Genomic DNA, 26,325 nt, shown 5'->3' on the forward strand with positions numbered 1-26,325 from the left:
GGCTTCCGTGGCACGGCGGGCGGGTCAGATGCGGCCGCCCGTGAGCCGGGTGAGCGGGCCCTGGGCGGGGCGTCCTGAGCGGCGGCCGACCGCGTAGGAGGCGGCGGTCAGGGCCGTCAGGCCCGCGCCGACACCGGCGGCGACGAGCTTGCGGTGGGCGATGACGGTCATGGCCGTCCTGGCTGTGGCGGCCACCTGGCCGGATGCCTGGACGACCGCCTGGCGGCCCGCCTCGACACCCTTCACCGCGCTGTGCACGGCGGCACTCGTACTGTCGGCCGCGCGCTTGGTCGCGTCGGCAGCGTGTCCGGCACCGGCCTTGGTGGACGACGCCGCGTCGTCCATCGTGATCGCGGCCGTCTTCGCGCCCTTGGTGGCCGGTGCCGTCGCCCTGGCGGTGGTCCGGCGGGCCTTGGCCGCGGCCGTCTCGGCGGACGCCGAGTTCTCGTTCGGGTCCTTGTTCGGGTCCTTGTTCGATCGATTCATGGAGACCGCGTTGCCGTTCATCGCCCCGGCAAACACATCGCGTCGACGTCCTTGTCCGGCGCCGGTCCCCGACCCTCCCCTGCCGTCCGTCCATTCCCTCGCATGGCATAAGATCGCCTTATGAGGTCATAGACCCGACCCGTGTACCTGGTAAGGGTTACCTTAGTTTAGGGTTGCCGTCGAGTCGCTTTCTTCCGCTCGAAGGGAACCTGAACATGCCCCGCCCTCTGCGGGTAGCCATTGTCGGAGCCGGACCCGCCGGGATCTACGCCGCCGACGCGCTGCTGAAGTCCCACGTCGCCACCGAGCCCGGTGTGTCCATCGACCTCTACGAGCGGATGCCCGCCCCGTTCGGACTGATCCGTTACGGCGTGGCCCCCGACCACCCCCGTATCAAGGGCATCATCACCGCCCTGCACCAGGTGCTCGACAAGCCGCAGATCCGACTCTTCGGCAACGTCGACTATCCGGCGGACATCAACCTGGACGATCTGCGCGCGTTCTACGACGCCGTGATCTTCTCCACGGGCGCCACGGCCGACCGCGCGCTCGACATCCCCGGCACCGACCTCGACGGCTCGTACGGCGCGGCCGACTTCGTCTCCTGGTACGACGGCCACCCCGACGTCCCGCGCACCTGGCCCCTGGAGGCCGAGAAGGTCGCCGTCCTCGGTGTCGGCAACGTCGCCCTCGACGTGGCCCGCGTCCTCGCCAAGACGGCCGACGAACTGCTGCCGACCGAGGTCCCCGCGAACGTCTACGAGGGGCTGAAGGCCAACAAGGCGCTGGAGGTCCACGTCTTCGGCCGCCGCGGCCCGGCGCAGGCGAAGTTCTCCCCCATGGAGCTGCGGGAACTGGACCACTCCCCCAACATCGAGGTCATCGTCGACCCCGAGGACATCGACTACGACGAGGGCTCCATCGCGACCCGGCGCGGCAACAAGCAGGCCGACATGGTCGCCAAGACCCTGGAGAACTGGGCGATCCGCGACACCGGCGACCGCCCGCACAAGCTGTTCCTGCACTTCTTCGAGTCGCCCACCGAGATACTCGGCGAGGACGGCAAGGTCGTCGGCCTGCGCACCGAGCGCACCGCCCTCGACGGCACCGGCAACGTCAAGGGCACCGGCGAGTTCAAGGACTGGGACGTCACCGGCGTCTACCGCGCGGTCGGCTACCTCTCGGACAAGCTGCCCAAGCTCCCCTGGGACGTCGAGACCGGCACCGTCCCGGACCAGGGCGGACGGGTCATCGAGGAGACCGGCGCGCACCTGCAGTCGACGTACGTCACCGGCTGGATCCGGCGCGGTCCGGTGGGCCTCATCGGGCACACCAAGGGCGACGCCAACGAGACCGTCGCCAACCTCCTGGACGACTTCGCGAACGGCCGGCTGCACGAGCCGTCCGCGCCCGCCCCGGAGGACGTCGACGCCTTCCTCGCGGAGCGGAACGTCCGCTTCACGACGTGGGAGGGCTGGTACAAGCTCGACGCCGCCGAGAAGGCGCTGGGTGAGCCGCAGGGCCGCGCGCGCGTGAAGATCGTCGAGCGTGAGGACATGCTGCGGGCCAGCGGCGCGTAGCGCTCGCGAAGAGCGTGGGGGACTGTGCGACCGTGGTTCGACTGCGGATGGTTCGTGGCTGGTCGCGCAGTTCCCCGCGCCCCTTCGTGGGGCCTGCGGCCCCGACAGCGGGCGCGCGCCCCCCGGAGGCATAAGCTCGACGGATGGCCAAGTACTTCGACGTTCATCCCGAAAACCCCCAGCCACGTGCCATCGGGCAGGTGGCCGACAGCATCCGTCAGGGTGGGCTCATCGCGTATCCGACGGACTCCTGCTTCGCGCTGGGGTGCCAGCTGGGCAGTCGTGACGGCATCGAGCGGATCCGTACGATCCGGCAGCTCGACGACCGTCATCACTTCACCCTGGTGTGCGAGAACTTCGCGCAGCTGGGACAGTTCGTGCACGTCGACAACGACGTGTTCCGCGCCGTGAAGGCGTCGACGCCCGGCAGTTACACCTTCATCCTCCCCGCGACCAGGGAGGTGCCCCGCAAGCTCCTCCACCCCAAGAAGAAGACCGTCGGTGTGCGCATCCCCGACCACCGCGTGGCCCAGGCCCTGCTGGCGGAGCTGGGCGAGCCGCTCGTCTCCAGCACCCTGCTGCTGCCCGACGAGGAGGAGCCGCTGACGCAGGGCTGGGAGATCAAGGAGCGCCTCGACTACCTGGTCGACGCGGTGGTGGACTCCGGGGACTGCGGCACGGAGCCGACGACCGTCATCGACTTCTCCAGCGGCGAGGCGGAGATCATCCGCAAGGGCGCGGGCGACACCTCCCGATTCGAGTGACCTCGGCGGGCAGCGCGGGTCGGGGCGCGGCTCAGGTCTGCCGCAGCGGCTCGTACGCCTCGGCGCTCAGCCCGAACGTCCAGGCCACCCCCTGGCGGGCCGTGGCCGTCGTGGGCGGCACCCGCAGCCAGTAGGTACGGCTCGTGCCGTCCGGCTCCGGCGTGGAGTTGACGACCTCCACCATCACCACGTCCTCGTCACCGGGCAGGGCTGTCCGCCACAGCACACCCGTCTCGTCGCGGTGCACCGGCTTCGCCCCGGACTCCTCCAGGTAGCGGTCGTAGCCGTAGTACTCGAGCATCACGCGGCGCAGCTCCGCGTTCTCCTCCCCGCGGATCTCCGCCGGGGTCAGCGCGTCCAGCCGGTCGAGGAACGCTCCGGGGACGGGCAGCCCGCGCCAGGCGTACAGAACGAATCCGTCGGTGTAAGCGACCGCGGGTCCGTCGCCGCGGTCCAGGCGGCCCGCCTCGTCGCGGTGCAGTTCCACGGGCCGCTCGGCGACGACCGCGACGTTCTCGTAGGGCCACCACCAGCCGGCCGTGCGGGCCACCTCGGCGAGTCCGTCGAGACCGGGGGCCCCGTCGAAGGCGGACAGCCAGGCCGCGTCGTGCTGGCCGAGGACGGCGTCCAGGAGGAGCAGGCGGATGCCGGTCTCCGCCTTGCGGTCGGCGGGGGCCAGGGCCTCGACGACGCCGGTACGGACGCGGTCGACGAGCGGCCGGGTCGTCTCCCAGAGGTCGGCGCCCGTCGCGCGCCAGTGGTCGCTCCAGCCGGTGGGGCCCAGCCGGGTGTGCAGCCGGGCCCGTTCGGCGGCGACCGGTCTGTTGCGGACGGCGTCACGGACGCTCGCCCCGGTCGCCGGCAGCGCCTCACCGTCCTTTGCCGATGCTCCCGACAGCAGGCGTACCGCCTCCAGGGGCGAGCGGGCCCACACGATCCGCTCGGGCTCCCGCAGCCCCGCCCGCCGGTAGGCGAGCCGTACGCCCGCCTCGGTCCGCGCCCGGTCGCCCGCGCCGGTGGCCGCCGCCACCGCCCGCCAACTCGCCTGTTCCGTCACGCCGTTCCTCCTGTGTCCCGATGCTTGTCACCTGCGGGCTGCCGCACACCACGGCCGCCGTCTCCCTCACGGGTTCAGTCGGCGACGATCCGCACCGACCCCGGTACGTACTCGCGCTGCCGTACGACCCGGTACCAGCCCTTGGGCAGGGAGATGGCCGCGTGCTCCTCGTGGACGACGCGGGCGCCCTCCGGCACGTGCAGCAGCATCGGCCCGAACACGCTCACCTCGCGGACGAGACGGCCGGGTCCGACCACGGCGTGGGCGTGACCGGTGACCTCGCCGAGGGCGAGGACGAGCCGGCCGCGCCCGTCGCGCGGTTCCGACACGGCGTCGAGCGCACTGCCGGGCACCGCGCTCTCCGCCAACGGCGCGATGAGGACGTCTCCTTGCCGGTACATGGGTCTCCCTTCCATCGGGCACTCGCCGTGCCACGAAAAAACCGTAGAGGCAGCCACTGACAATCGACCCGCGGACGGCTGTTCGTCGGGCCGCGCACGAGTGTTTGTCCACAGGACGGGGGTCCGCCGCACACGATGTCAGTCGGACTTGGTAGAACTCCCCTACCCGGCGGCGCTGTGCGCTCCGGGTGCGCAACGGGCGGACCGTGCACGGACTCGGCTGCCGCCCATGGACATGGAACGAAGGGGCGGGGCGCACATGACCATCGGGAGCCATCTGGAGGATTTCCACGGCCTGCCGGTCCACCGCTTCCCCACGTCGGTGAAGGGCCCGGAGGGCGCGGGGCACCTGCCCGCCCCCGAGTCGGTGGCCTGGAGCATCGCCGTGGACTCGTACGACAGCGAGGAGGAGTGGGAGGACGCGTTCGCGCGGTTCCTGGCCTCGGTCGACACCACGCAGGTGCGGGCGCTGGTCGTGGGGTCCTGGAGCGAGGCGTACGACAACGGCCCCGAGAAGATCGTCGAGGCCCTCGTCGCGGAGAAGGACCGGCTGCCCGCGCTGCGCGCGCTGTTCCTGGGCGACATGGTGGTGGAGGAGTGCGAGATCTCCTGGATCAACCAGGGCGATGTGGGCCCGCTGCTGAACGCCTTCCCCGAGCTGGAGGAGTTCGGGGTGCGCGGCGGCCAGGGGCTCGTCTTCCCGGCCGTGCGGCACGAGGGGCTGCGGACGCTGACGGTCGAGACCGGCGGCATGCCCGTCGAGGCCGTCCGGGGTGTGGCGGGCAGCGATCTGCCGGCTCTCGTCGAGCTGGACCTGTGGCTGGGCACGGCCGAGTACGGCGGCGACTCCGAGGTGGCGGACCTGGCGCCGATCCTCGCGGGCACCCGGCTGCCGGCCCTCAAGCATCTGGCGCTGCGCAACAGCGAGATGCAGGACGACATCTGCGCGGCCCTGGCCTCGGCCCCGGTGGTGGCCCGCCTGGACGTCCTCGACGTGTCGATGGGCGTCCTCACCGACGACGGCGCGACCGCGCTGCTCACGGGCCAGCCGCTCACCCACCTCACCACGCTGGACCTGCACCACAACTACCTCAGCACGGCGATACGCGACCGCCTCCGGGACTCCCTTGAGGCCGCCGGGGTCCAGGTCGACGTCGACGCCGACGACGCCGAGTCGGATGAGGAGGAGGACGGCACGGTCTGGCGGTTCGTCGCGGTGGGCGAGTGAGTACGTAGGCGCTCGCGAGCGAGACAAAGGGGGATGGTGTGTCCGGTTGGAGCGGTGTGGCGGGGGCGGGGCCCGGCCCGTACAGGTGGGTGGTCGTCGGCAACGGGGAGAACCGGCGGGTCGGGCTGTTCGTCGCGGCGGCGGAGGCGGCCGGTGTCGGCACGCCGCGTGTCGTCGAGTGGCGGGACGTGCTGCGCGACGGCGGTCACGAGTTCGCCGACGACGAGCTCGTACGGCTGGATTCGCCGGGCGAGAACGCCGAGGTGGACCGGCTGTTGCGGGGCGTGGACGATCCGACGCGGGTGGAGGGCTCGGCCACCTGGTACGCCCGTTTCCTGGCCGCGGTGGGGTCGTTGCGGGGCGGGCTGCGACTGGACGATCCGGCGGATCTGCCGGTGCTGTTCGACAAGCGGCTGTGCCACGCCCGGCTCGACGCGGCCGGGGTCCCGGTGCCGCCGTCGCCCACCTCGGGCGACGCGCGGCCGGTGCGCGGCTGGGACGACGTACGGGCGGCGATGCGGGAGCACGGCATGCCGCGCGTCTTCGTGAAGCCGGCCCACGGGTCCTCCGCGTCCGGGGTGCTGGCGATCGAGTCGTCGTCGAGCGGGCGGATCAGGGCCACCACCTCGGTGGAGGTGGCTTCCGACGGCCGGCTGCGCGCCCCGCTGCGGCTGCACAACTCGCTGCGCGTACGGCGCTACTCGGACGAGCGGGAGATCGCCGGCATCGTCGACGCCCTCGCGGCCGACGGGCTGCACATCGAGCGCTGGCTCCCGAAGGCGTCCGCGCACGGCAAGTCCGCCGACCTGCGGGTCCTGGTCGTGGCGGGCCGGGCCACGCACGCAGTCGTCCGCACCAGCCGTTTCCCGATGACCAATCTCCATCTCGGTGGGGTCCGGGGCGATCTGACGTCGGTCGTGGACGCGGCGGGCGACCGCTGGCGGCAGGCGCTCGACATCTGTGAGCGGGCCGCCGCCTGCTTCCCGGCCACCCTGTGCGTCGGAGTGGACCTGCTGCCGGCAATCGGCTGGCGGCGGTTCGCCGTGGGCGAGGTCAACGCGTTCGGCGATCTGCTGCCCCGCCTGACGGGGCTGCCGGGCGGCCCGGCGGAGGGCCTGGACACCTACGCGGCGCAGCTCGCGGCGGTGCGCGCCGCGCTGTCCCCGGCCCCCTCGCACCACCCCCAGGCAAGGAAAGACCATGCACCCTTCTGACACGACCGACAGGGCTGACACCGCAGGCCGGGCTGACCCGGCGGACACGGCTGACACCGCAGGCCCGGCGAACACGGCCCACCGGCCTTCCGAGGCAACGCGGACACCCGAGGCAGTACGGACACCCGACATGAACGAGGTGGTGGGCCGCGACGACCTGCTGCTGCTCACCCTCGACACCCTGCGGTACGACGTGGCCGTGGCGCTCGCGGCGGAGGGCCGGCTGCCGAACCTGGCCGCCCACCTGCCGGGCGGCACCTGGGAGAAGCGGCACGCGCCCGGCAGCTTCACCTACGCCTCGCACCAGGCGATGTTCGCCGGTTTCCTGCCGACCCCGGCGGCGCCCGGACCGCATCCGCGGCTCTTCGCGAGCCGGTTCGCCGGCAGCGAGACCACCGAGCGGCGCACCTTCGTCTTCGACAACCCCGACCTGGTGTCGGCGCTCGCCGAGCACGGCTATCGCACCGTGTGCGTCGGCGGTGTCGGCTTCTTCAACAAGCAGGGGGCACTCGGCAGCGTCCTGCCGGGCCTGTTCCAGGAGAGCCACTGGGAGCCCGAGTTCTCCGTGGCGTCGCCGACGTCCTTCGAGTCCCAGGTGGCCCGCGCCGAGCGGATCGTGACCGAACTGCCCGCCGAGGAGCGGCTGTTCCTGTTCCTCAACGCCTCGGCTCTGCACCAGCCCAACTGGTTCCATCTGCCGGGCGCCACCCGCGAGGCGGGCGACAGCCTGGTCACGCACGCGGCGGCCCTCGTCTACATCGACCGGCACATCGGGCGGCTCTTCGCCGCGATGAGTTCGCGGCGCCGCTGCTTCGCCGTCGTCTGCTCCGACCACGGGACGACATACGGCGAGGACGGCTACACCGGGCACCGTCTCGGCCACGAGGCCGTGTGGACCGTCCCCTACAGCCACTTCTTCCTGGAGCCGTCCGCATGACCCTCACCACGACCACCGCTGTCACCGCCGCCCCCGCACCGGCGCGGCCGTACCAGCACTACGTGTACGCCTACCCGCACAAGACGGCCTACCGGAAGCTGCCCGGCACCCCACGGCTCGCGGACCTGTGGGCCGGGGAGTCCCGGCAGGCGCTGTCGCTGTACGCGCACATACCGTTCTGCGAGGTGCGCTGCGGTTTCTGCAACCTCTTCACCCGGATCGGCGCGCCGGACGGGCTGACCGGCCGCTACCTCGACGCCCTCGAACGGCAGGCGATCGCGGTGCGGGAGGCGCTCGGGGACGCGGAGCCCGCGCGGTTCGCGAACGCCGCGTTCGGCGGCGGCACCCCCACCTATCTGGAGGCCGCCGAGCTGGAGCGGCTGTGCGACATCGCCGAGCGGCACCTGGGTGCGGACCTGCGGGCGATCCCACTGTCGGTGGAGGCCTCCCCCGCCACGGCGACGGCCGACCGGCTGGCCGTCCTCGCCGAGCGGGGCGCCACGCGGCTGAGCCTCGGCGTGCAGACCTTCGTGGCGGAGGAGGCGCGGGCGGCCGTACGCCCGCAGCGGCGCTCCGATGTGGAGGCGGCGCTGTCGCGTGTCCGCGACACGGGCATCCCGGTCCTCAACATCGACCTGATCTACGGCATCGACGGGCAGACGGCGGCCAGTTGGCGGCTGTCGCTGGACGCGGCCCTCGCCTGGCTGCCGGAGGAGATCTATCTGTATCCGCTGTACGTCCGCCCGTTGACGGGCCTCGGCCGCAACGCGGACCCGGCAGTAGCGGACCGTGACTGGGACGAGGCCCGGCTGCGGCGCTACCGCGAAGGCCGCGACCATCTGCTCGCGCACGGCTACGAGCAGGTCTCCATGCGGATGTTCCGCCGTACGGACGCGCCGCCGCAGGGCCCGGACGACTACGCCTGCCAGACCGACGGCATGATCGGCCTGGGCTGCGGCGCCCGTTCGTACACATCGAAGCTGCACTACTCCTTCGACTACGCGGTCGGCATGGGCCAGATCCGCACGATCATCGACGACTACACGGCCACCGAGGACTTCAGCAGGGCCGTGCACGGCCGTGCGGTCGACGAGGACGAGGCACGGCGCCGCCATCTGCTGCAGTCGCTGCTCCAGGCGCGGGGGCTGCCGGTGACGGAGTACCGGCAGCGGTTCGGGTCGGACCCGTACACGGACTTCCCGGTGGAACTGGACCTGCTGGTGGCGCGCGGCTGGCTGGCGGAGGCGGACGGCGGGCTGCTGAAACTCTCCGCCGAGGGGCTGGCCCACTCGGACGCCATCGGGCCCGGCTTCTTCTCCCCCGCCGTACGGGCGGCGATGGCCGGGTACGAGCTGAAGTGACGGCACCCATGGACCTGACGATCCTCTACCGCGGCCCTCTCGCCTCCTGCGACTACGACTGCCCCTACTGCCCGTTCGCCAAGCGCCGCGACTCGACGGCCCGACTGCGGGCCGACCGCGCGGCCCTGGAGCGGTTCACCGCCTGGGCACGGGAGCAGACCGGCGACCGGCTCTCGGTGCTCTTCACGCCGTGGGGCGAGGGGCTGGTGCGCTCCTGGTACCGGAAGGCCCTGATCGACCTCTCCCACGAGCCGCACATCGACCGGGTGGCGATCCAGACGAACCTCAGCTGCCGCACGGAGTGGCTGGAGCGGGCCGACCCGGACACCGTGGCCCTGTGGTGCACGTACCACCCGGGGGAGACCCCGTACGAGCGGTTCCTGGACAAGACCCGCAGGCTGGCCGGGGCGGGGATCCGCTTCAGCGTGGGGATCGTCGGACTGCCCGAGCATCTGGAGCACGCCCGCCGGCTGCGCGGGGAGCTGCCGGAGCAGGTGTATCTATGGGTGAACGCCGCCGAGGGGCACACCTACACCGACGAAGAGGCCGCGGTGTGGAGCGGGTTGGACCCCCTCTTCCCGTTCAGCCGCCATCCGCACCGCTCGGCGGGCCGCGCCTGCCGTACCGGCTCGACGGTCGTGTCGGTGGACGGCGAAGGAACGGTGCGGCGCTGCCACTTCGTCAAGGCCGAACTCGGCAACCTCTACGACGGTTCCTTCCGCACGGCACTCGCGCCCCGCCCGTGCCCGCTGTCCGTCTGCGACTGCCACATCGGGTACGTCCACCTCGAAACGCTGCCGCTGTACGACGTCTTCGCGGGCGGCGTCCTGGAACGCGTACCGACAATGGAGGCACGACAGGGAACAGGAACAGGAAAGCGAGTGAGTCCATGACCTCAGCGGTCAACAGCAGTGTGTGGATACGTCGTTACCGGCCCGCGCCCGAAGCGGCTGTCAGACTGGTGTGTCTGCCGCACGCGGGCGGCTCGGCGAGCTACTACCTCCCCATGGCGCAGGCCCTCGCGCCCGGGGCCGATGTGCTGGCCGCGCAGTATCCGGGGCGCCAGGACCGTTACGCCGAGCCGCCGTCGGAGAGCGTCCGGGAGCTGGCCGAGCGGATCGTCGAGGCCGTCGGCGGGGACGACCGTCCGCTCGCCCTCTTCGGGCACAGCATGGGCGCGGTGGTCGCCCACGAGATGGCGCTGAAGCTGGAGGCGGCGGGCCGGGCCCCGGTCCGGCTGTTCGTGTCGGGGCGGCGCGCCCCCTCCGCGCCCCGGGACGGCAGGCGACTGCACAGGGCGAGCGACGCCGAACTGATCGAGGCCGTACGCCGGCTCGACGGCACCGACGGCCAGGTCCTCGAGGACGAGGAGCTGCTGCAGCTCGTACTGCCGGCGCTGCGCGGTGACTACAAGGCCCTGGAGACGTACGAGCCGCGCCCCGGCGACCGGCTGACCTGCCCGGTCACCGTCCTCACCGGCGACGCCGACCCGGTGACCCCGGTGGCGGACGCGCGTGCCTGGGCGGACCACACCGGCGGGCCGACCGAGCTGTGTGTGTTCCCCGGCGGCCACTTCTACCTCAACGACCGGCCGGGGGAGGTCGTCGACGTCGTGCGTCGGCACCTCGGGCTGTAGCTCCCCGGGGGCATGCCGTCACACCCGCCAGCTGTACCGCCGCTCCGGTCGCCCGGCCACTCCGTAGCGCAGGGAGACGTCCGCGCTTCCGGTGCCGTGGAAGTACTCCAGGTAGCGGCGGGCGCTGACGCGGGAGATGCCGGTGAGGGTGGCACACTCGGTGGCCGAGAGCGTGCCGTCGGTGCCGCGCAGGGTGCCTTCGATCAGCTCGGCGGTCTCGACGCTCATGCCCTTGGGCAGAACGCCGGCCGCCGAGGCGGGTGCGGTGGCGCCGGCGAGGACGCGGTCGACGTCGGCCTGGCCGCGTACGACGGTGGTGAGCAGGCGGCCGCGCTGGGCGGCGTACCGCTGGAGCCGGGAACGCAGCTCCTCGAACTCGAAGGGTTTGAGGAGGTAGTCGACGACTCCGTGGCGGACCGCGCGGCGCACACTGTCGGCCTCCCGGGCGGCGCTGATGACCATGACGTCGCAGTCGTGTCCCGCGGTGCGCAGCCGAGGTATGACGTCGAGGCCGAATCCGTCGGGAAGGTAGAGGTCGAGCAGGACCAGGTCGGGGCGCAGTTCCTCGACGGCCGCGACCGCCTGTTCGCCGGTGCTGGCGACGCCGACGACGCGGAACGGCTCGACGCGTTCGACGAAGGTGCGGTGGACCCTGGCCACCATGAAGTCGTCGTCGACCACGAGCACGTCGATCGTGCCGGGCGGGCTGCTGCCGTTCATGGTGTCGCTCCTTCCGCCACCGCGTCGGCGAGGTGGCTGACGGTCATGCGGGCGGTGAACATGGCACCGTCGGGGGTGTTGGTCACCGAGATCTCACCGCCGTGGCGTTCGCAGACCAGGCGGGTGAGGGCCAGGCCGATGCCGCGTTCGCCTTCCCGCGCGGCCTTGGTGGTGAAGCCGTGGGAGAAGACCTCGCGGGCGAGTTCGGGGGCCACGCCGGGGCCGGAGTCGCGGACGACGATCTCCACGCTGGAGGCGTCCTGCCGCAGTTCCACCTCGACCCAGGCCTCGCGGCGGTCGGTGCCGCCCCAGCGCTCGGGGTCGTCGGGCGCGGTCGTGGTGGCGGCCGCGTCCACGGCGTTGTCGACGAGGTTGCCGACCACCGTCGCGACGTCGGCGGCGTCCTCGGGGGCGAGCCGGTCGAGTGCGGTGCCGTCCGAGATCCGCAGGGTGACCCGGCGTTCGGCGGCGAGGGCCGTCTTCGCCATGAGCAGGGCGGCGACGGCCGTGTCACGGACACGGCGGCTGAGGGTGACGTCGAGGGAGTGGCGGTGCCGGCTCAGGGCGCGGATGTAGTGGACGACCTCGTCCTGCTCGCCGATCTGGATGAGCCCGGAGATGGTGTGCAGCTGGTTGGCGAACTCGTGGGCCTGGGCGCGCAGCAGTTCGGAGGAGCTGCGGAAGGAGACGATCTCACGTTCGAGACGGGCCAGTTCGGTGCGGTCCCGCAGGGTGGTGACGGAGCCGAGGTGGCGGCCGTCCTTGGTGACGGTCATCCGGTTCATCACCAGGACGCGGCCCCGGCGTATGACGACCTCGTCGCGCTGGTGGGGCGACGCCTCTTCCTGCGCTCCGACCAGGACGTCCCGGAGCCGTCCCTCCACGCCGAGGTCGGTCAGGCTCTTGCCGACGCAGTCCTCGGGCAGGTCGAGCAGGCGGCGTCCCATCTCGTTGACGAGGGTGAGCCGGTGCTGGGGGTCCAGGGCGATCACGCCCTCGGCGATGCCGTAGAGCATGGCCTCGCGGTGTTCGGCGAGGCCGGCGATCTCCTGGGGCTCCAGGCCGAGAGTCTGCCGTTTGACGCGCCGGGCGAGCAGCCAGGAGCCGGCGAGGCCGAGGCCGCTGGCGATGCCGAGGTAGGCGAGGAGGTACGAGGAGGCGCCGCTCAGGCGCTGCCACACGGTCGGGGAGGCCTCTCCGATCATCACCGTGCCCAGGAGCCGGCCGAGGTTGTCGTTCGTCGTCGCGCCGAGCACGGGCACCTGGGCGACGAGTTCGCGGCTGCCGTCGAAGCTCAGTGAGCCGGACCAGCCGCGGCCCGCGACGGCGCCCCGGCCGGTGGGCATCGTGTCGCCGATCACGGTGGGGTCGGTGGAGCTGACGATCCGGCCGTCGGCGTCGGCGACGGTGACGGAGGTGACCCCCGACTGGGTCTGGGTGGAGTTCACCAGGGGAGCCAGCGCCTCGTGCGCGACGGGCTGGGCGAGCCGGTCGCGGACCAGGGGGTTCGCGGCGAGCTGCTCGGCGAGCGCCGTGACCCGGCGGCCCTCGACCCGGTTGAAGGTCGCCGCCGACTGCGTGAGCGAGACCGCCGCGACCGCCACCAGCACCACCACGACGATGGCGAGCTGGAGGACCAGCATCTCGCCTGCGAGGGTATGGCGACGGAACACCACGACGGACTCTTCTCTCGTGCCGACGCCGTCTTGGGCGTCTCGCTCGTCTCTCGTGCCGACGCCGTCCCGGGCGTCTCCCGGGCGTCTCTCGTGCCGACGCCACGTCGGGCGTCCCGCGGCTCGGGCGCCGCCTTGTGCGGTGGGTCGCACAATCATGGCGCCCGCGTGCGGTCCGGGAAAGAGAGGTGTGCGGGCCGTGCTCATACAGTGACAGGGGCCGTGACCACTACGACCACAACCTCCGTTGCTTCCGCAAGGGAGTCGGGCCCGCCCCACGCGGGCACGATGTGGCCCAGGTCACTTTCGCCCTGGACCCAACCGACAGGTGGTGTCATTCGTGCGGCTGCGCACCCCTCTCGCCCTGCTCGGGGCGGCCGTGCTCGTGCTCGTGGGGCCGCCGCTGCTGACGACCGGCGGCGGCAGCGAGACCGGCACCCAGATCCCGGGCCTGCGCTTCATGGTGCCGAACACGCCCGGCGGCGGCTACGACATCACGGCCCGGACGGCCGCGAAGAACGCCGAGGACGCCGGGCTCACCCACAACATCGAGGTGTTCAACCTGCCCGGCGCCGGCGGCACGGTCGGCCTGAGCCGGCTGGTGAGCGAGCACGGCAACGGCAAGCTCGCGATGTCGATGGGTCTCGGCGTCGTGGGCGCCGTCCGCTCCAACAACGCGCCCAAGACCCTCGCCGACACCACGCCGATCGCCCGCCTCACCGAGGAGCAGGACGTCGTGGTGGTCGCCAAGGACTCGCCGTACAAGACGATCGACGAGCTGGTCGGGGCGTGGAAGGAGGACCCCGGGAAGCTGCCGGTGGGCGGCGGGTCGGCGCCGGGCGGCCCCGACCATCTGGCGCCGATGCTGATGGCGCAGGCCGCCGGGATCGCGCCGAAGGACGTCAACTACATCCCCTTCGACGGCGGCGGTGAGCTGCTCGCCTCGATCCTCGGCGACAAGGTCGCCTTCGGGGTGTCCGGGGTGGGCGAGTACCTGGACCAGATCAGGGCGGGCGAGCTGCGGCTGCTCGCGGTGACGGGCCCGAAGCGGGTGGCCGGGCTGGATGCGCCGACCCTCCGGGAGGCGGGCTACGACGTGAACTTCACCAACTGGCGGGGCATCGTCGCCCCGCCCGGCCTCACCGAGGCCCAGCGCGACAAGCTCACCCGGCTGATCGAGGAGCTGCACCGCTCGCCGGAGTGGCAGCAGTCGATGAAGCAGAACGGCTGGGACGACGCCTTCCTGACCGGCGACGAGTTCGGCGCGTTCCTGGACGCCCAGGACAAGCGCGTGGTGTCGGTGCTGAAGGAGCTGGGACTGCGATGACGGACATGGAGACCACGGGCACTCCCCCGGCGCCCGCGGCCGAGCGCCGCTCCTGGCTTCGCGACCACTCCGAGCTGGGCGTGTGCGTCCTGCTGCTGGCCCTCGGCATCCTGGTCCTGACCGACGCGCTCACCATGGACGTCGACATCGCGCAGCGCGGTCCCGTCGGCCCGAAGACCGTGCCGATCGTGGTCGGCGCCGGGCTGCTGCTGATCGCCGCCCTGCTCGCCGTGGACGTGCTGCGCGGCGGGACAGGGGTGCCGCGCGAAGCGCGTCTTGCCGGGGTGGTGGTCGGGCGACGGGCGGGACAGGCCGAGACCGGCGAGGACATCGACCTGTCCGAGCCCGCCGACTGGCGCACGGTGCTGCTGCTCGCCGGGGTGTTCCTCGGCGCGGCCGTCCTCATCGAACCGCTCGGCTTCCCCATGGCCGGCGCCCTGCTGTTCTGGGGCGCGGCCTACGCCCTCGGCAGCCGGCGCCTCGACCGCGATCCGTTGATCGCGGCCGTCATCTCCCTGGTCACGTACGCCGTGTTCGACAACCTGCTCGGGGTGCCGCTGCCGGGCGGCCCGCTGATGGGAGTGCTGTGACATGGACGCCCTCAGTTCACTCCTCGACGGTTTCGGCACGGCACTGACGCCGATCAACATCCTGTGGGCCGCGATAGGTGTCCTGCTGGGCACCGCCATCGGCGTGCTGCCCGGCATCGGCCCCGCCATGGCGGTCGCGCTGCTGCTGCCGGTGACCTACGGGCTGAACCCGGTCGGCGCGTTCATCATGTTCGCGGGCATCTACTACGGCGCGATGTTCGGCGGTTCCACCACCTCGATCCTCCTCAACACCCCGGGGGAGAGCGCGGCCGTGGTGGCGGCCATGGAGGGCAACCCGATGGCCAGGTCGGGGCGTGGCGCGCAGGCGCTGGCGGCCGCCGCCATCGGGCACTTCGCGGGCGGCATGGTCGGCACGATCCTGCTGGTGGCGCTCGCGCCGGCGGTCGCCGAACTGGCGGTGGACATCGGCGCGCCCGACTACTTCGCGATCATGGTGCTGGCGTTCATCGCCGTGACGTCCGTGCTGGGCTCGTCCCGGATCCGGGGGCTCGCCTCCCTGCTGATCGGTCTGACGATCGGCCTGGTGGGCCTGGACCAGATGACCGGCCAGCAGCGCCTGACCTTCGGTTCCCTCCAGCTCGCCGACGGCATCGACGTGGTGATCGTCGCGGTCGGTCTCTTCGCCATCGGCGAGGCGCTGTGGGTCGCCGCCCATCTGCGGCGCAGTCCGCCCGAACCGATCCCGGTGGGCCGGCCGTGGCTCGCCCGCTCGGATGTGCGGCGGAGCTGGAAGTCATGGGTGCGCGGCCCGTTCGTCGGCTTCCCGTTCGGCGCGATCCCGGCGGGCGGCGCCGAGATCCCCACCTTCCTGTCGTACGTCACCGAGAAGCGGCTGTCGAAGCACCAGGACGAGTGGGGCAAGGGCGCCATCGAGGGGGTGGCGGGCCCGGAGTCGGCGGCCTCGGCCTCGGCGGCGGGCACCCTCGTCGCCATGCTGACCCTCGGCCTGCCCACGACGGCGGTCGCGGCGGTCATGCTGGCCGCGTTCCAGCAGTACGGCATCCAGCCGGGCCCTCTGCTCTTCGAACGTGAGCCCGATCTGGTGTGGGGTCTGATCGCCTCCCTCTTCGTCGGCATGGTGCTGCTGCTCGCGCTCAACCTGCCGCTGGCCCCGCTGTGGGCGAAGCTGCTGCGGATCCCGCGCCCGTATCTCTACGCGGGCATCCTCTTCTTCGCGGCGGTCGGCGCGTACGCGGTCGGCGGCGAGGTGATCGACCTGGTGATCCTGCTGGTCATCGGCCTGATCGGGTTCGGTATGCGCCGCTACGGCCTGCCGGTGCTGCCCGCCGTCATCGCCGTCATCCTCGGGCCCAACGCCGAGCAGCAGCTGCGGCGTGCCCTGCAGATCAGCGACGGCAGCGTCAGCGGCCTGGTGAACACGCCGTTCTCGGTGACGGTGTACGCGATCATCGCCGTGCTGCTGGCGTGGCCGCTGCTCAAGCGGCTGGTCACCCGCGCCCGCGACCGCACTCCCGCCGGGACCCGGTGACGGCCCGAGCCCCGGTGAGCCGCGACCCGGTGGGTCGCGGCGTGTCGCTCAGCCCGCCGCGCCCCGCTCCGCCTCCTCGTGCAGGAAGGCGCTGATCTGCCCGGCGATACCCTCCCGGCCCGTGGCGGCCGCCGGGTCGAGGAGCTCCTCGTCGACACCGATGCCGCCGGACCACAGATACCGCTCGGCCCACTCCTCGTCGACGCGCAGCTGGACCTGGATGTCGAACTGGGTGAGGTGGGCCTCGGCGGCGGCCGCGTACAGGACGGAGGTGGCGCGACGCAGGGGGTAGAGGTCGAAGCCCTCGATGAACCGGGAGTTGCGCCAGTCGAGGAAGGCGCTCTCGCCGTCGGGTCCGGTGCGGATGTCGAGCTGACCGTCCTCCAGGTGGAGGCCGACGTGTTCGGCACCGCGGTTCTCCACGGTCACCCGGAACCGGAAGTACGTCAGGCCCTCGGCGGCGTCGTCGCGACCCCGTGGCGGTTCCGCGCACTCCACGCCGTGGACACGCACGCGCAGGCCGGCCAGATCGTCGTCGTACTCCTGCCAGTCCCCGATCACATTGGGCTCGCGCACCGTCCACCTCTCCACATCGGCGGGACACCTCCCGCGTTCGCGCGCACCACAGTGCCACACCGTTCAGAGGTCCGGGTTCGGGACATCACCGCCGGTCAGACGTGATCAAGCCGTGTGCAGCGACGATTCCCGGGAGGGCCCCGCGACGGGGCTCCGGCACGTGCCGCACATCACGTTCACAGCCCACTGTGCGGATATGCGGCGGCCGACTTGCCGATTCCCCGCGCGGGTGTCGGCGCCGTACGCTACGTTCGATCACCGCCGGTTGGCGCACCGCTCGGCGAGGTCGCGTGCAGGGAAGGTTCTGAGCGTCGCATGGCCAACTTCGGTATTGCTCGACCGACAGGCCCGGTCATGACCGGAGGGCTGGCCGATCCGCTGTTCGACACGGCGCACCTTGATCCCGCTCTGCCGCAGATCGCACGCCGCGACACCAGTTCCCCGGGCACCTGGACACGGGTGAGCGCGGCCGAGACGCGGGACGAAGTGGTCGAGCTGGCCAAGGGGTTGATCGCGTCCGGGATCCGGCCGGGCAACCGGGTCGCGGTGATGGCACGAACCCGCTACGAGTGGACGGTCCTCGCCGTCGCACTGTGGGCCGTGGGCGCCGAGATCGTGCCGATCTGTCCGACGTCGTCGCGCGACCAGATCGAGTGGATCCTGCGGGACGCGGCCTGTGTGGGCGTGGTCGTCGAGGACGAGATGGGCGTGATGACGGTCGGCTCGGTGTGTGCCAAGCTCCCGCTGCTGCGGCACGTCTGGCAGTTGGACACCGAGTCCCTGCCTCAACTCGTCGAGACGGGCCGGGACGTCCCGGACGCGACGGTGAACTCGCTGCGCCGCATCGTCATGCCGGACTCCACCGCGGTGATCGCGTACACGTCCGGGACGACCGGCCGTCCCCGGGGCTGCGCGCTCTCCCACCGCAGTCTGGCGAGCCCCTGCGACGTCCTGCTCGACGGGTGGCGGCAGACCGCCGCCGCACCGGGTGAACAGCCGGCGATCCTCGCGTTCCTGCCGTTCTCGCACGTCTACGGCCTGATGATCCAGGGGATGTGTCTGCGGGGCGGGCTGCTCCTCGCGCACGAGCCGGAGTCGACCGAGGAGGCGCTGTCCGCCGCGCTGCGGTCGTTCCGGCCGACCTTCCTCTTCGGTGTCCCCTATCTCTTCGAGAAGATCTACAAGAACTTCCTGCTCAAGGCGGAACAGGCGGGCCGGGGAACGCTGTTCGAGCGCGCGGTGCGCACCGCGCAGGATCACGCCCTCGCCGTCGAACGGCAGCGGCTGGACACGGGCCCCGGCCCCGCCATGGACCTGAGGCTCCAACACGCCTTCTACGAGAAGACGGTGTACCGCAAGCTGCGCGCGGCCCTCGGCGGCCGGGTGCGCGGCGGCTGTTCCGGTGGCTCCCCCCTCAACCGGGACCTCACGCTCTTCTACGCCGGCATCGGCATCCTCGTCCACGACGGGTACGGCCTCACCGAGACCGCCGGGGGCATCACCGCCCAGCCGGCGGGCCGGGAGAAGTTCGGCACCGTGGGCCGTCCGCTGCCGGGGACGGAGATCCGGGTGGCCCGGGACGGCGAGATCCTGGTCAACGGCCCGTCGGTGTTCCAGGGCTACGTCAATGACGAGGCGGGCACCCGGGCCGCGCTCCAGGGCGGCTGGCTGGCCACGGGGGACATCGGGCGGCTGGACAACGAGGGGTATCTGTCGATCACCGGCCGCAAGAAGGAGATCATCATCACCAGCGGGGGCAAGGGCGTGGCCCCGGCGCCGCTGGAGGAGCAGCTGAGGATGCATCCGCTGATCCACCAGGCGGTGGTCGTGGGCGACAACCGGCCCTGCGTGGGTGCCCTGCTCACCCTGGACCCGGAGTTCCTCGCCCACTGGCGGGGGTCGCTGTCCGCGCCGGGTGAGCTGCTGGGCCGGGAGGCGCGGGAGGAGAACGCGCTGCGGCAGGAGGTGTTGCGGGCGATCGCCGCGGCCAACAGCACGGTGTCCCGCGCGGAGTCGATCCGCGTCTACCGCATTCTCCCGGAGCCCTTCGACCTCGCCAACGGCATGCTCACCCCGTCGATGAAGCTGCGCCGGGACACGATCGTGCAGCGGTACGAGGCCGAGATCGAGACGATGTACGCGACCTCGGCGCGGGCCACCCGCCGCACCGCGTCGGAGGAGGTCGCCGGCTGGGACGACTCGGACTCCGACAACGTGTTCCGCCGCGCCCGGCGCTGACGACGAAACCCGTCACTCCCCGCCCCGCCGGTCCACTACGCTGCCCCGGACTTCGAACAATCGAACAGAGAGAACCGGGGGACTGTCAGTGGCACGTATGGGGCCGAGAAAGCTGCTCACCACGGTGGTGGCGCTGGGCGGCGGGCTGTTTCTGTTCGGCGCGGCGGTGCTCCGGCTGGAGACCCGACTGAACGGTGTGGCAGGGCAGTTCGTCGTCTCGCGGTGCGAGGTGTCCGAGTCGCGCGGCGACGACGAGTGGAAGTGCAGCGGGTCCTTCCGGGCCGACGACGACTCCTTCCTCATCCCCGCGGTCGAGGTGGACACCACGTTCGCGACGAAGCCCACCGGGCTGGTGCCCGTCTACGTGGACGACGAGTCGTCGACCACGGCCGTCGAGCGGGACAACGGCGTCTGGCTGTACCCGGGCGCGACCGGGCTGGTGTGCCTGGGTGTGGGCGCGTGGAACGTGCGGTCCGCGCTCCGGCGGCCGAAGGAGGAGCCGACCGCGCCGGTCCCCGCCTGACCGGACCGGCCCGCTGTCCGACCGACCTGACCACGGGTCGGGCGGCGGTTGACGAAACGGTCCTCCGGATGCGGAGATGCTCCGGGCGGAAGCGGGAGACCGCCGCCCGTCAGCACTCCGCACCACCGTGAGACGAAGGCAGAGGACCAGGACCCATGGCACTGCAGATCAGCGCCACCAACCCGGAACACCCCGCGCTGCTGCTCGAACTGCCGTGGCACGTGCCGCTGGAGGAGTGGCCCGAGCACCATCTCGTGCCGCTCCCCCGCGGTATCTCCCGCCACGTGGTGCGCTACGCCCGCGCCGGCGACGAGGTCGTCGCCGTCAAGGAACTCGCCGAGCGACCCGCCCTGCGCGAGTACGAGCTGCTGCGTGACCTGGACCGGCTCGGCATCCCCGCCGTGGACGCCCTCGGCGTGGTCACCGGCCGCACCGACGACGCGGGCGGGCCGCTGGAGTCCGTGCTGATCACCCGGCACCTCGGCGGCTCGATGCCGTACCGCTCGATGTTCGAGACGACGATGCGTCCGGCCACCATGCACCGGCTGATGGACGCCCTCGCCGTCCTGCTGGTGCGACTGCACCTCACCGGCTTCGCGTGGGGCGACTGCTCGCTGTCCAACACGCTGTTCCGGCGGGACGCGGGCGCGTACGCCGCGTACCTGGTGGACGCCGAGACGGGCGACCTGCACGCGCAACTCAGCTCCGGGCAGCGGGAGTACGACCTCGATCTGGCCCGCGTGAACATCAGTGGCGAACTGCTGGACCTGGAGGCGTCCGGGGCGCTGCATCCGTCGGTGGACCCGATCGAGTTCGGCAACGAGATCTGCTCCCGCTACCACAAGCTGTGGGAGGAGCTGACGCGCAGGTCGGTGTACCCGGCCGGGAAGTATCACTACATCGAGCGCCGGATCCGCCGGCTCAACGAACTCGGTTTCGACGTCGCCGAGATGCAGATCGAGCACGCCGACAACGGTGACACGGTGACCTTCGTGCCCAAGGTCGTCGACGCGGGCCACCACCAGCGGCAGTTGCTGCGGCTGACCGGTCTGGACACGGAGGAGAACCAGGCCCGGCGGCTCCTGAACGACCTGGAGAGCTGGATGGCCACCCAGGACGACTACGCCCCGGGCGACCCCCTCGGTGCCCGCCCCGAGGTGCTGGCCCACCGCTGGGTGCGGGAGGTGTTCCGCCCGACCGTGCGGGCCGTGCCGCTCGAACTGCGCGGCTCGATGGACGCGGCGGAGATCTACCACCAGCTCCTCGAACACCGCTGGTACCTGTCCGAGCGGGCGCAGCACGACATCGGCCTCGACACGGCGGTGAAGGACTTCATCGACAACGTCCTGCCGAGGACACTGGCGCTGCTGCCGCCGCCGGCGGAGGACGTCGCCACCGGGTGAGCCGCGGGGCGGCCGGCGTCACCGGCCGGGCCTACTCGTGCGGGACCACGGCCACCGGGCAGTGCGCGTGGTGCAGGACACCGTGGGCCACCGAGCCGATGCGGGCGCCGACGGCCGTACGGTGGGCGCGGCGTCCGACCACCATCAGCTGGGCGCGCTGCGCCACGGACAGGAGGACCTGCCCGGCGCTGCCCATCTCGACGTGCTGGGTGACCGGCACCTCGGGGAACCGCTCCCGCAGCGGCTCCAGCGCGGTGGAGAGGGCCTTCCTCTCGTAGGGTTCCAGGCCGCCGGCCTCGTCGAGGAGCTTCAGCGAGCCGGGGCTGTACGCGTACAGCGGCGGCAGCGCCCACGCCCGCACCGCGCGCAGGGACGCTCCGCGGGCCGCCGCCGTCTCGAACGCGAACCGCAGGACGTCGGCACTGTCCTCCGGTGTGCCCTGCTGCCCCACGACGACCTCACGTCCGCCGGCCTCGCCCGCCGGGCTGTCCTCGGCGCGGACGAGCACGACGGGACGCGGCGCCTCGACGATCACCTGCTGCCCGACGGAGCCCAGCAGGAAGCCGACCAGCGCGCCGTGCCCGCGCGAACCGAGCACCAGCGTCTCGGCGTGCCCGGCGGCGCCGACCAGCGTGTCGACGGGCGGGCCCTCCAGCAGTTCCGTCGTCACCGCCAGCTCCGGATGCCGCTCGGCGACGCCCCGCGCCGCCTTCGCGAGCGCTTCCCGGGCCCACCGCGCCTGTCCGTCCCGGTCCACGCTGATCACCTCGTGCGGCTCCCACCGCCAGGCGTGCACCACCCGCAGCGCCAGGCCCCGGCGTACGGCCTCCCGGCCGGCCCACGCCAGCGCGGCAAGGCTCTCGGGCGTGCCGTCCACTGCGGCGGTGATCGGGCGCGTCGTCATCGGCCACCTCTCTGTGTCTCTTCATGGCTGACGGTTCAGTCTTCACTACGCTCGCCGCATGACCTTGGAGTGGGAGCAGATCGTGGTGGACTCGGCGGACCCCGTGGCCCTGGGGCGCTGGTGGGCGGAGGCGCTCGGGTGGGTGGTGGTGGACGACTCCCCCGAGGAGTACGAGATCCGTCCGGCCCCGGACCGCCTTCCCGGTCTCCTGTTCGGGCTCGATCCGGGGGCCAAGACCGTCAAGAACCGCCTGCACCTCGACTTCCGCCCCGTCGACCAGGCGGCGGAGGTCACCCGCCTCCTCGCGCTCGGCGCCCGGCACGCGGACATCGGACAGAGCGGTGACGAGCCATGGGTCGTGCTCGCGGACCCGGAGGGCAACGAGTTCTGCGTACTGGCCGCGCGCAGGAGCTGAAGCCCCTGCCCAGGACCCCGGGCCTGCGGCTGTCCCGGATTTAGCGAACCCGGACGGTCGAACATACGATGGGTTCATTGGCTCGGGGTGGAGGCGTATGACTCAGGCTGTCGGTCCGGCACGGAACGTGATCCTCACCGTGGATGACGATCCGGGGGTGTCCCGTGCGGTGGCCCGGGACCTGCGGCGCAGGTACGGCGAGTCGTACCGGATCGTGCGGGCGGAGTCCGGGCAGTCGGCGCTGGAGGCCCTGCGGGAGCTCAAGCTGCGCGGGGACCAGGTGGCGGTGATCCTGGCCGACTACCGGATGCCGGAGATGAACGGCATCGAGTTCCTGGAACAGGCGCTGGACGTCTATCCGGGGGCGCGGCGCGTCCTGCTCACCGCGTACGCCGACACCGGCGCGGCGATCGACGCGATCAACGTCATCGACCTCGACCACTACCTGCTGAAGCCGTGGGACCCGCCGGAGGAGAAGCTCTACCCGGTCCTGGACGACCTGCTGCAGGCCTGGCGGGCCGCCGACCGCACCCGTGTGGGCACCACGAAGGTGGTCGGGCACCGGTGGTCGGCACGGTCGTCGGGCGTACGGGAGTTCCTGGCCCGCAACCAGGTGCCGTACCGCTGGTACTCGTCGGACGAGCCGGAAGGGCGGCGGCTGCTCGCGGCGGCCGGTACGGACGGCGAGCGGCTGCCGCTGGTCGTCACCCCGGACGGTACGCCGCTGGTCGCGCCGGAGGACCCGGAGCTGGCGGAGCGGGTGGGGCTGGCGACGACTCCGGCCCAGGACTTCTACGACCTGGTCGTCATCGGCGGCGGACCGGCCGGGCTCGGCTCGGCCGTGTACGGGGCCTCCGAGGGGCTGCGGACGCTACTCGTCGACAGGTCGGCAACGGGCGGGCAGGCCGGGCAGAGTTCACGTATCGAGAACTACCTCGGGTTCCCCGACGGGGTGTCCGGCGGCCAGCTCACCGACCGGGCCCGGCGCCAGGCCACCAAGTTCGGGGCGGAGGTCCTCACCGCGCGCGAGGTGAGCGGCCTGGAGGTGAACGGGGCGGCGCGGACCGTCCGGTTCTCCGACGGTTCGGCGGTCGCCGCGCACACCGTGATCCTGGCGACCGGCGTGTCGTACCGTCAGCTCGCCGCGCCGGGCTGCGCGGACCTCACCGGCTGCGGTGTGTTCTACGGCTCCGCGCTCACCGAGGCCGCCGGCTGCCAGGGGCACGACGTGTACATCGTGGGCGGCGCCAACTCGGCCGGACAGGCCGCGATGTACCTGTCCCGCGGCGCCAAGTCGGTCACCCTGCTCGTACGCGGGGACTCGCTCACCGCGTCCATGTCGCACTACCTGATCCAGCAGCTCGCCGAGGCGCCGAACATCTTCGTGCGCCCCGGTACGGTCGTCGAGGCCGCGCACGGCACGAACCAGCTGGAGAAGCTGACGCTGAAGGACCTGGCGAGCGGGCGTGAGGAACTCGTCGACGCGCAGTGGCTGTTCGTGTTCATCGGGGCCGCGCCGCGCACCGACTGGCTGGAGGGGACCGTGCTCCGTGACGAGCACGGGTTCATCGTGGCGGGGCCCGACATGACCAGTGACGGGGGTCCGCCGGCGGGCTGGGAGCTGGACCGGCCGCCGTACCACCTGGAGACCAATGTGCCCGGTGTGTTCGTCGCCGGGGACGCGCGCTCCCAGTCCGCGAAGCGGGTCGCGTCGGCGGTGGGAGAGGGAGCTATGGCCGTAATGCTGGTGCACAGGTATCTGGAGCAGTCATGAGGGCCGTGGGAACCGTAGGGGTGTCGTCGTGAGCGGGCACCCGTCGCCGTGCGACCGGGCCGAGCTGGGCAGGCTGTTCCTGTTCGAGAAGCTGGACGACGAGCAGCTGGACCGGCTGTGCCGTGAGGGCCGGGTGGAGCGGTTCGAGCCCGGTCACGTCTACCGGGAGGGCGAGCCGGCCACCTGCTTCTTCGTGCTCCTCGAAGGCACGGTCGTACTGTCGCGGCAGGTCGGCGACGACGACGTGGAGGTCAGCCGCAGCTCCCAGGTAGGGGCGTACGCGGGCGCCTTCCAGGCGTATCTCGGCGACCAGGCCCACTACAAGGGTTCCATGCGGGTCACGGTCCCCTCGCGGTTCTTCGTCCTGCCCGCGGCCTCCTTCTCCCAGATCATGCACGACTGGTTCCCCATGGCCGTGCACCTGTTGGAGGGCCTGTTCTTCGGCGGACAGAGCAGCCAGCGCACCATCAACCAACGCGAACGGCTGCTGGCGCTCGGCTCGCTGTCCGCCGGGCTCACCCATGAGCTCAACAACCCCGCCGCGGCGGCCGTTCGGGCCACCTCGGCGCTGCGGGAGCGGGTGGCCGGGATGCGGCACAAGCTCGGGGTGATCGCCGCCGGGCCGTACAAGCGGGTCATGCTGGAGGCGCTGGTCGATCTGCAGGAGCGGACGGCGGAGCAGGTCGCCAAGGCGACCCCGCTCAGTCCGCTGGAGGCCTCCGACCGGGAGGACGAGCTGACGGACTGGCTCGACGACCACGGCATCGCGGGCGGCTGGCAGCTCGCCCCGAACTTCGTGCAGGCCGGACTCGACACCGCCTGGCTTGACCAGGTCGCGGCCGCCGTGGACGAGAACACCCTCGAAGGGGCGGTCCGCTGGCTCAACTACACCGTCGAGACCGAGCTGTTGATGAACGAGATCGAGGACTCCACGACCCGGATCAGCCGGCTCGTCGACGCGGCGAAGCAGTACTCGCAGCTCGACCGCGCGCCCTACCAGAACGCCGACGTCCACGAACTCCTCGACAGCACGCTGCTGATGCTGTCCGGGAAGATCGGCCGGCGGATCACGGTGGTGAAGGAGTACGACCGCACGCTGCCCCGCATCCCCGCCTATCCGGGTGAGCTGAACCAGGTGTGGACGAACCTGATCGACAACGCGGTCTCCGCGATCAACGACACGGGCGGCGTGGGCACGCTGACGGTCCGGACGGCGCTCGACCATCGCGACCAGGTGCTGGTCGAGTTCCGCGACACGGGCCCCGGCATCCCGGCGGACATCCGGGGCCGGATCTTCGACCCGTTCTTCACGACCAAGCCGGTCGGGCAGGGCACCGGGCTGGGCCTCGACATCTCCTGGCGGATCGTCGTCAACAAGCACCACGGCCACATCGAGGTCCGGTCACAGCCGGGCGATACCCGCTTCCAGGTCTTCCTGCCGCTGACGGCACCGGCGACGGACCTGGACCTCACGCTCGCCGACGACCCCGCCGACCGCCCGCACCACGATCCCGACGTGTCCGAGGAGACCTCATGACCCTGCCCGCCGGAATCGACCCCGCCGTCCCGCCGAGCGGCGACGGATGCGTGGAGTGCGACGCGGCCGGCGGCTGGTGGTTCCACCTCCGGCGCTGCGCCCAGTGCGGCCACATCGGCTGCTGCGACTCGTCCCCGTCGCAGCACGCCACGGCCCACGCGGGAGCCGCCGGGCACCCCTTCGTCCAGAGCTACGAGCCCGGTGAGACCTGGTTGTGGAACTACGAGACCTCCGAGATGTACGAGTCGGGGCCCGATCTCGCGCCGCCGCTCAGCCATCCTGCCGACCAGCCGGTGCCGGGGCCTGCGGGGCGGGTACCGGAGAATTGGACCGAGGCCCTGCGGTGACATGGCGCGAGAATGCGGGTGTTCGGTAAGGACCAGGCCCTGTCGGCCTGAAAGGCAACGCCCCTGCGGGCCGAGAAGCACGGGCGCAGCCGTGTTTTTCAGGGGCGCGGGGAACTGCGCGACC

General features: G+C 71.9%; 25 protein-coding genes. 18 read left to right on the forward strand and 7 right to left on the reverse strand.

Translation table 11 applies throughout. From position 1 onward, the window contains the following. Window positions 1-24 precede the first annotated feature (24 nt). Window positions 25-522 (reverse strand): hypothetical protein, encoded by a 498-nt coding sequence (locus OG622_RS05785; RefSeq protein ID WP_371573913.1) that lies wholly within the window; start codon window positions 520-522, stop codon window positions 25-27. A gap of 179 nt (window positions 523-701) precedes the next feature. Here OG622_RS05785 and OG622_RS05790 point away from each other — a divergent pair, with 179 nt between their 5' ends. Continuing rightward, on the forward strand, window positions 702-2,066 hold the full coding sequence (locus OG622_RS05790; protein ID WP_371573914.1) for an FAD-dependent oxidoreductase: 1,365 nt from the start codon (window positions 702-704) through the stop codon (window positions 2,064-2,066). Window positions 2,067-2,209: 143 nt separating this feature from the next. Continuing rightward, the gene (locus OG622_RS05795; protein WP_037698332.1) at window positions 2,210-2,830 is read left to right on the forward strand and encodes an L-threonylcarbamoyladenylate synthase; all 621 of its coding nucleotides are present in this window, start codon (window positions 2,210-2,212) and stop codon (window positions 2,828-2,830) included. Window positions 2,831-2,861: 31 nt separating this feature from the next. Here the strand turns inward: OG622_RS05795 and OG622_RS05800 are convergent, their stop codons facing one another. Together OG622_RS05800 and OG622_RS05805 are read right to left on the reverse strand one after the other, a co-directional pair. Beyond that, window positions 2,862-3,887: a DUF6745 domain-containing protein gene (locus OG622_RS05800; protein WP_371573915.1), complete on the reverse strand. Its 1,026-nt coding sequence runs from the start codon at window positions 3,885-3,887 to the stop codon at window positions 2,862-2,864. A 74-nt stretch (window positions 3,888-3,961) separates the two neighbouring features. Next, complete coding sequence (locus OG622_RS05805; protein WP_371573916.1) at window positions 3,962-4,288, reverse strand: hypothetical protein; 327 nt, start codon at window positions 4,286-4,288, stop codon at window positions 3,962-3,964. A gap of 259 nt (window positions 4,289-4,547) precedes the next feature. Here OG622_RS05805 and OG622_RS05810 point away from each other — a divergent pair, with 259 nt between their 5' ends. The 6 genes from OG622_RS05810 (at window position 4,548) to OG622_RS05835 (ending at window position 10,664) form a co-directional block, all read left to right on the forward strand. Continuing rightward, complete coding sequence (locus tag OG622_RS05810) at window positions 4,548-5,516, forward strand: STM4015 family protein (protein ID WP_371573917.1); 969 nt, start codon at window positions 4,548-4,550, stop codon at window positions 5,514-5,516. 38 nt (window positions 5,517-5,554) lie between these two features. Then, window positions 5,555-6,730 carry an STM4014 family protein gene (locus OG622_RS05815; protein WP_371573918.1) on the forward strand — a complete coding sequence of 392 codons (1,176 nt, stop codon included), beginning with the start codon at window positions 5,555-5,557 and terminating at the stop codon, window positions 6,728-6,730. 130 nt (window positions 6,731-6,860) lie between these two features. Continuing rightward, window positions 6,861-7,667 carry an STM4013/SEN3800 family hydrolase gene (locus OG622_RS05820; RefSeq protein ID WP_371573919.1) on the forward strand — a complete coding sequence of 269 codons (807 nt, stop codon included), beginning with the start codon at window positions 6,861-6,863 and terminating at the stop codon, window positions 7,665-7,667. Then, the gene (locus OG622_RS05825; RefSeq protein ID WP_371573920.1) at window positions 7,664-9,028 is read left to right on the forward strand and encodes an STM4012 family radical SAM protein; all 1,365 of its coding nucleotides are present in this window, start codon (window positions 7,664-7,666) and stop codon (window positions 9,026-9,028) included. Before OG622_RS05820 ends, OG622_RS05825 begins: the two co-directional genes overlap by 4 nt. Window positions 9,029-9,036: 8 nt before the next feature. Then, on the forward strand, window positions 9,037-9,921 hold the full coding sequence (locus tag OG622_RS05830; protein WP_371573921.1) for an STM4011 family radical SAM protein: 885 nt from the start codon (window positions 9,037-9,039) through the stop codon (window positions 9,919-9,921). Further along, window positions 9,918-10,664, forward strand: a complete 747-nt coding sequence (locus OG622_RS05835) for a thioesterase II family protein (protein ID WP_371573922.1) — start codon at window positions 9,918-9,920, stop codon at window positions 10,662-10,664. Before OG622_RS05830 ends, OG622_RS05835 begins: the two co-directional genes overlap by 4 nt. 18 nt (window positions 10,665-10,682) lie before the next feature. On the opposite strand, the gene OG622_RS05840 is transcribed toward OG622_RS05835, so the two are convergent. Together OG622_RS05840 and OG622_RS05845 are read right to left on the reverse strand one after the other, a co-directional pair. Then, the gene (locus tag OG622_RS05840; RefSeq protein ID WP_371573923.1) at window positions 10,683-11,384 is read right to left on the reverse strand and encodes a response regulator; all 702 of its coding nucleotides are present in this window, start codon (window positions 11,382-11,384) and stop codon (window positions 10,683-10,685) included. Beyond that, window positions 11,381-13,027 (reverse strand): ATP-binding protein, encoded by a 1,647-nt coding sequence (locus tag OG622_RS05845; protein ID WP_371584013.1) that lies wholly within the window; start codon window positions 13,025-13,027, stop codon window positions 11,381-11,383. Before OG622_RS05845 ends, OG622_RS05840 begins: the two co-directional genes overlap by 4 nt. Before the next feature lie 370 nt (window positions 13,028-13,397). Here OG622_RS05845 and OG622_RS05850 point away from each other — a divergent pair, with 370 nt between their 5' ends. Genes OG622_RS05850 through OG622_RS05860 form a run of 3 tightly spaced genes read left to right on the forward strand, consistent with a single transcriptional unit; the run spans window position 13,398 to window position 16,484 of the window. After that, on the forward strand, window positions 13,398-14,384 hold the full coding sequence (locus tag OG622_RS05850) for a Bug family tripartite tricarboxylate transporter substrate binding protein (RefSeq protein WP_371573924.1): 987 nt from the start codon (window positions 13,398-13,400) through the stop codon (window positions 14,382-14,384). After that, entirely contained in the window at window positions 14,381-14,974 is a 594-nt protein-coding gene (locus tag OG622_RS05855) for a tripartite tricarboxylate transporter TctB family protein (protein WP_371573925.1), read from the forward strand. The genes OG622_RS05850 and OG622_RS05855 overlap by 4 nt, the downstream gene beginning before the upstream one ends. 1 nt (window position 14,975) lies before the next feature. Next, a complete protein-coding gene (locus OG622_RS05860; protein WP_371573926.1) occupies window positions 14,976-16,484 on the forward strand; it encodes a tripartite tricarboxylate transporter permease in 1,509 nt (502 codons plus the stop codon). 48 nt (window positions 16,485-16,532) lie between these two features. On the opposite strand, the gene OG622_RS05865 is transcribed toward OG622_RS05860, so the two are convergent. Beyond that, on the reverse strand, window positions 16,533-17,060 hold the full coding sequence (locus OG622_RS05865; RefSeq protein WP_371573927.1) for a hypothetical protein: 528 nt from the start codon (window positions 17,058-17,060) through the stop codon (window positions 16,533-16,535). 315 nt (window positions 17,061-17,375) lie between these two features. On the opposite strand from OG622_RS05865, the gene OG622_RS05870 reads away from it, so the two are divergent. From OG622_RS05870 to OG622_RS05880, 3 genes are all read left to right on the forward strand, one after another. Beyond that, entirely contained in the window at window positions 17,376-19,298 is a 1,923-nt protein-coding gene (locus OG622_RS05870) for a long-chain fatty acid--CoA ligase (protein WP_371573928.1), read from the forward strand. Between the two features lie 97 nt (window positions 19,299-19,395). After that, window positions 19,396-19,821, forward strand: coding sequence for a hypothetical protein (locus OG622_RS05875; protein ID WP_371573929.1), 426 nt, complete (start codon window positions 19,396-19,398; stop codon window positions 19,819-19,821). 155 nt (window positions 19,822-19,976) lie between these two features. Continuing rightward, on the forward strand, window positions 19,977-21,224 hold the full coding sequence (locus OG622_RS05880; protein WP_371573930.1) for a DUF4032 domain-containing protein: 1,248 nt from the start codon (window positions 19,977-19,979) through the stop codon (window positions 21,222-21,224). A 31-nt stretch (window positions 21,225-21,255) separates the two neighbouring features. Here the strand turns inward: OG622_RS05880 and OG622_RS05885 are convergent, their stop codons facing one another. Then, window positions 21,256-22,128, reverse strand: a complete 873-nt coding sequence (locus OG622_RS05885; protein WP_371573931.1) for a universal stress protein — start codon at window positions 22,126-22,128, stop codon at window positions 21,256-21,258. Window positions 22,129-22,186: 58 nt separating this feature from the next. On the opposite strand from OG622_RS05885, the gene OG622_RS05890 reads away from it, so the two are divergent. The 4 genes from OG622_RS05890 (at window position 22,187) to OG622_RS05905 (ending at window position 26,201) form a co-directional block, all read left to right on the forward strand. Further along, window positions 22,187-22,543, forward strand: coding sequence for a VOC family protein (locus OG622_RS05890; RefSeq protein ID WP_371573932.1), 357 nt, complete (start codon window positions 22,187-22,189; stop codon window positions 22,541-22,543). Between the two features lie 97 nt (window positions 22,544-22,640). After that, window positions 22,641-24,317 (forward strand): FAD-dependent oxidoreductase, encoded by a 1,677-nt coding sequence (locus OG622_RS05895; protein ID WP_371573933.1) that lies wholly within the window; start codon window positions 22,641-22,643, stop codon window positions 24,315-24,317. Between the two features lie 28 nt (window positions 24,318-24,345). Further along, a complete protein-coding gene (locus tag OG622_RS05900; protein WP_371573934.1) occupies window positions 24,346-25,854 on the forward strand; it encodes an ATP-binding protein in 1,509 nt (502 codons plus the stop codon). Continuing rightward, window positions 25,851-26,201: a UBP-type zinc finger domain-containing protein gene (locus tag OG622_RS05905; protein WP_371573935.1), complete on the forward strand. Its 351-nt coding sequence runs from the start codon at window positions 25,851-25,853 to the stop codon at window positions 26,199-26,201. The genes OG622_RS05900 and OG622_RS05905 overlap by 4 nt, the downstream gene beginning before the upstream one ends. The last annotated feature ends 124 nt before the right edge of the window (window positions 26,202-26,325 follow it).

Origin of the sequence: Streptomyces sp. NBC_01314 (genome assembly GCF_041435215.1) — a bacterium.
Lineage (GTDB): Bacteria > Actinomycetota > Actinomycetes > Streptomycetales > Streptomycetaceae > Streptomyces.

Bases quoted from the DNA above. Each gene is read 5' to 3' on its own strand.
- OG622_RS05820 (WP_371573919.1), top strand. From the start codon at position 6,861: ATGAACGAGGTGGTGGGCCGCGACGACCTGCTGCTGCTCACCCTCGAC.
- OG622_RS05795 (WP_037698332.1), top strand. From the start codon at position 2,210: ATGGCCAAGTACTTCGACGTTCATCCCGAAAACCCCCAGCCACGTGCC.
- OG622_RS05870 (WP_371573928.1), top strand. From the start codon at position 17,376: ATGGCCAACTTCGGTATTGCTCGACCGACAGGCCCGGTCATGACCGGA.
- OG622_RS05880 (WP_371573930.1), top strand. From the start codon at position 19,977: ATGGCACTGCAGATCAGCGCCACCAACCCGGAACACCCCGCGCTGCTG.
- OG622_RS05855 (WP_371573925.1), top strand. From the start codon at position 14,381: ATGACGGACATGGAGACCACGGGCACTCCCCCGGCGCCCGCGGCCGAG.
- OG622_RS05885 (WP_371573931.1), bottom strand. From the start codon at position 22,128: ATGACGACGCGCCCGATCACCGCCGCAGTGGACGGCACGCCCGAGAGC.
- OG622_RS05810 (WP_371573917.1), top strand. From the start codon at position 4,548: ATGACCATCGGGAGCCATCTGGAGGATTTCCACGGCCTGCCGGTCCAC.
- OG622_RS05835 (WP_371573922.1), top strand. From the start codon at position 9,918: ATGACCTCAGCGGTCAACAGCAGTGTGTGGATACGTCGTTACCGGCCC.
- OG622_RS05895 (WP_371573933.1), top strand. From the start codon at position 22,641: ATGACTCAGGCTGTCGGTCCGGCACGGAACGTGATCCTCACCGTGGAT.
- OG622_RS05805 (WP_371573916.1), bottom strand. From the start codon at position 4,288: ATGTACCGGCAAGGAGACGTCCTCATCGCGCCGTTGGCGGAGAGCGCG.
- OG622_RS05830 (WP_371573921.1), top strand. From the start codon at position 9,037: ATGGACCTGACGATCCTCTACCGCGGCCCTCTCGCCTCCTGCGACTAC.
- OG622_RS05875 (WP_371573929.1), top strand. From the start codon at position 19,396: ATGGGGCCGAGAAAGCTGCTCACCACGGTGGTGGCGCTGGGCGGCGGG.
- OG622_RS05860 (WP_371573926.1), top strand. From the start codon at position 14,976: ATGGACGCCCTCAGTTCACTCCTCGACGGTTTCGGCACGGCACTGACG.
- OG622_RS05905 (WP_371573935.1), top strand. From the start codon at position 25,851: ATGACCCTGCCCGCCGGAATCGACCCCGCCGTCCCGCCGAGCGGCGAC.
- OG622_RS05840 (WP_371573923.1), bottom strand. From the start codon at position 11,384: ATGAACGGCAGCAGCCCGCCCGGCACGATCGACGTGCTCGTGGTCGAC.
- OG622_RS05845 (WP_371584013.1), bottom strand. From the start codon at position 13,027: ATGCTGGTCCTCCAGCTCGCCATCGTCGTGGTGGTGCTGGTGGCGGTC.
- OG622_RS05890 (WP_371573932.1), top strand. From the start codon at position 22,187: ATGACCTTGGAGTGGGAGCAGATCGTGGTGGACTCGGCGGACCCCGTG.
- OG622_RS05825 (WP_371573920.1), top strand. From the start codon at position 7,664: ATGACCCTCACCACGACCACCGCTGTCACCGCCGCCCCCGCACCGGCG.
- OG622_RS05790 (WP_371573914.1), top strand. From the start codon at position 702: ATGCCCCGCCCTCTGCGGGTAGCCATTGTCGGAGCCGGACCCGCCGGG.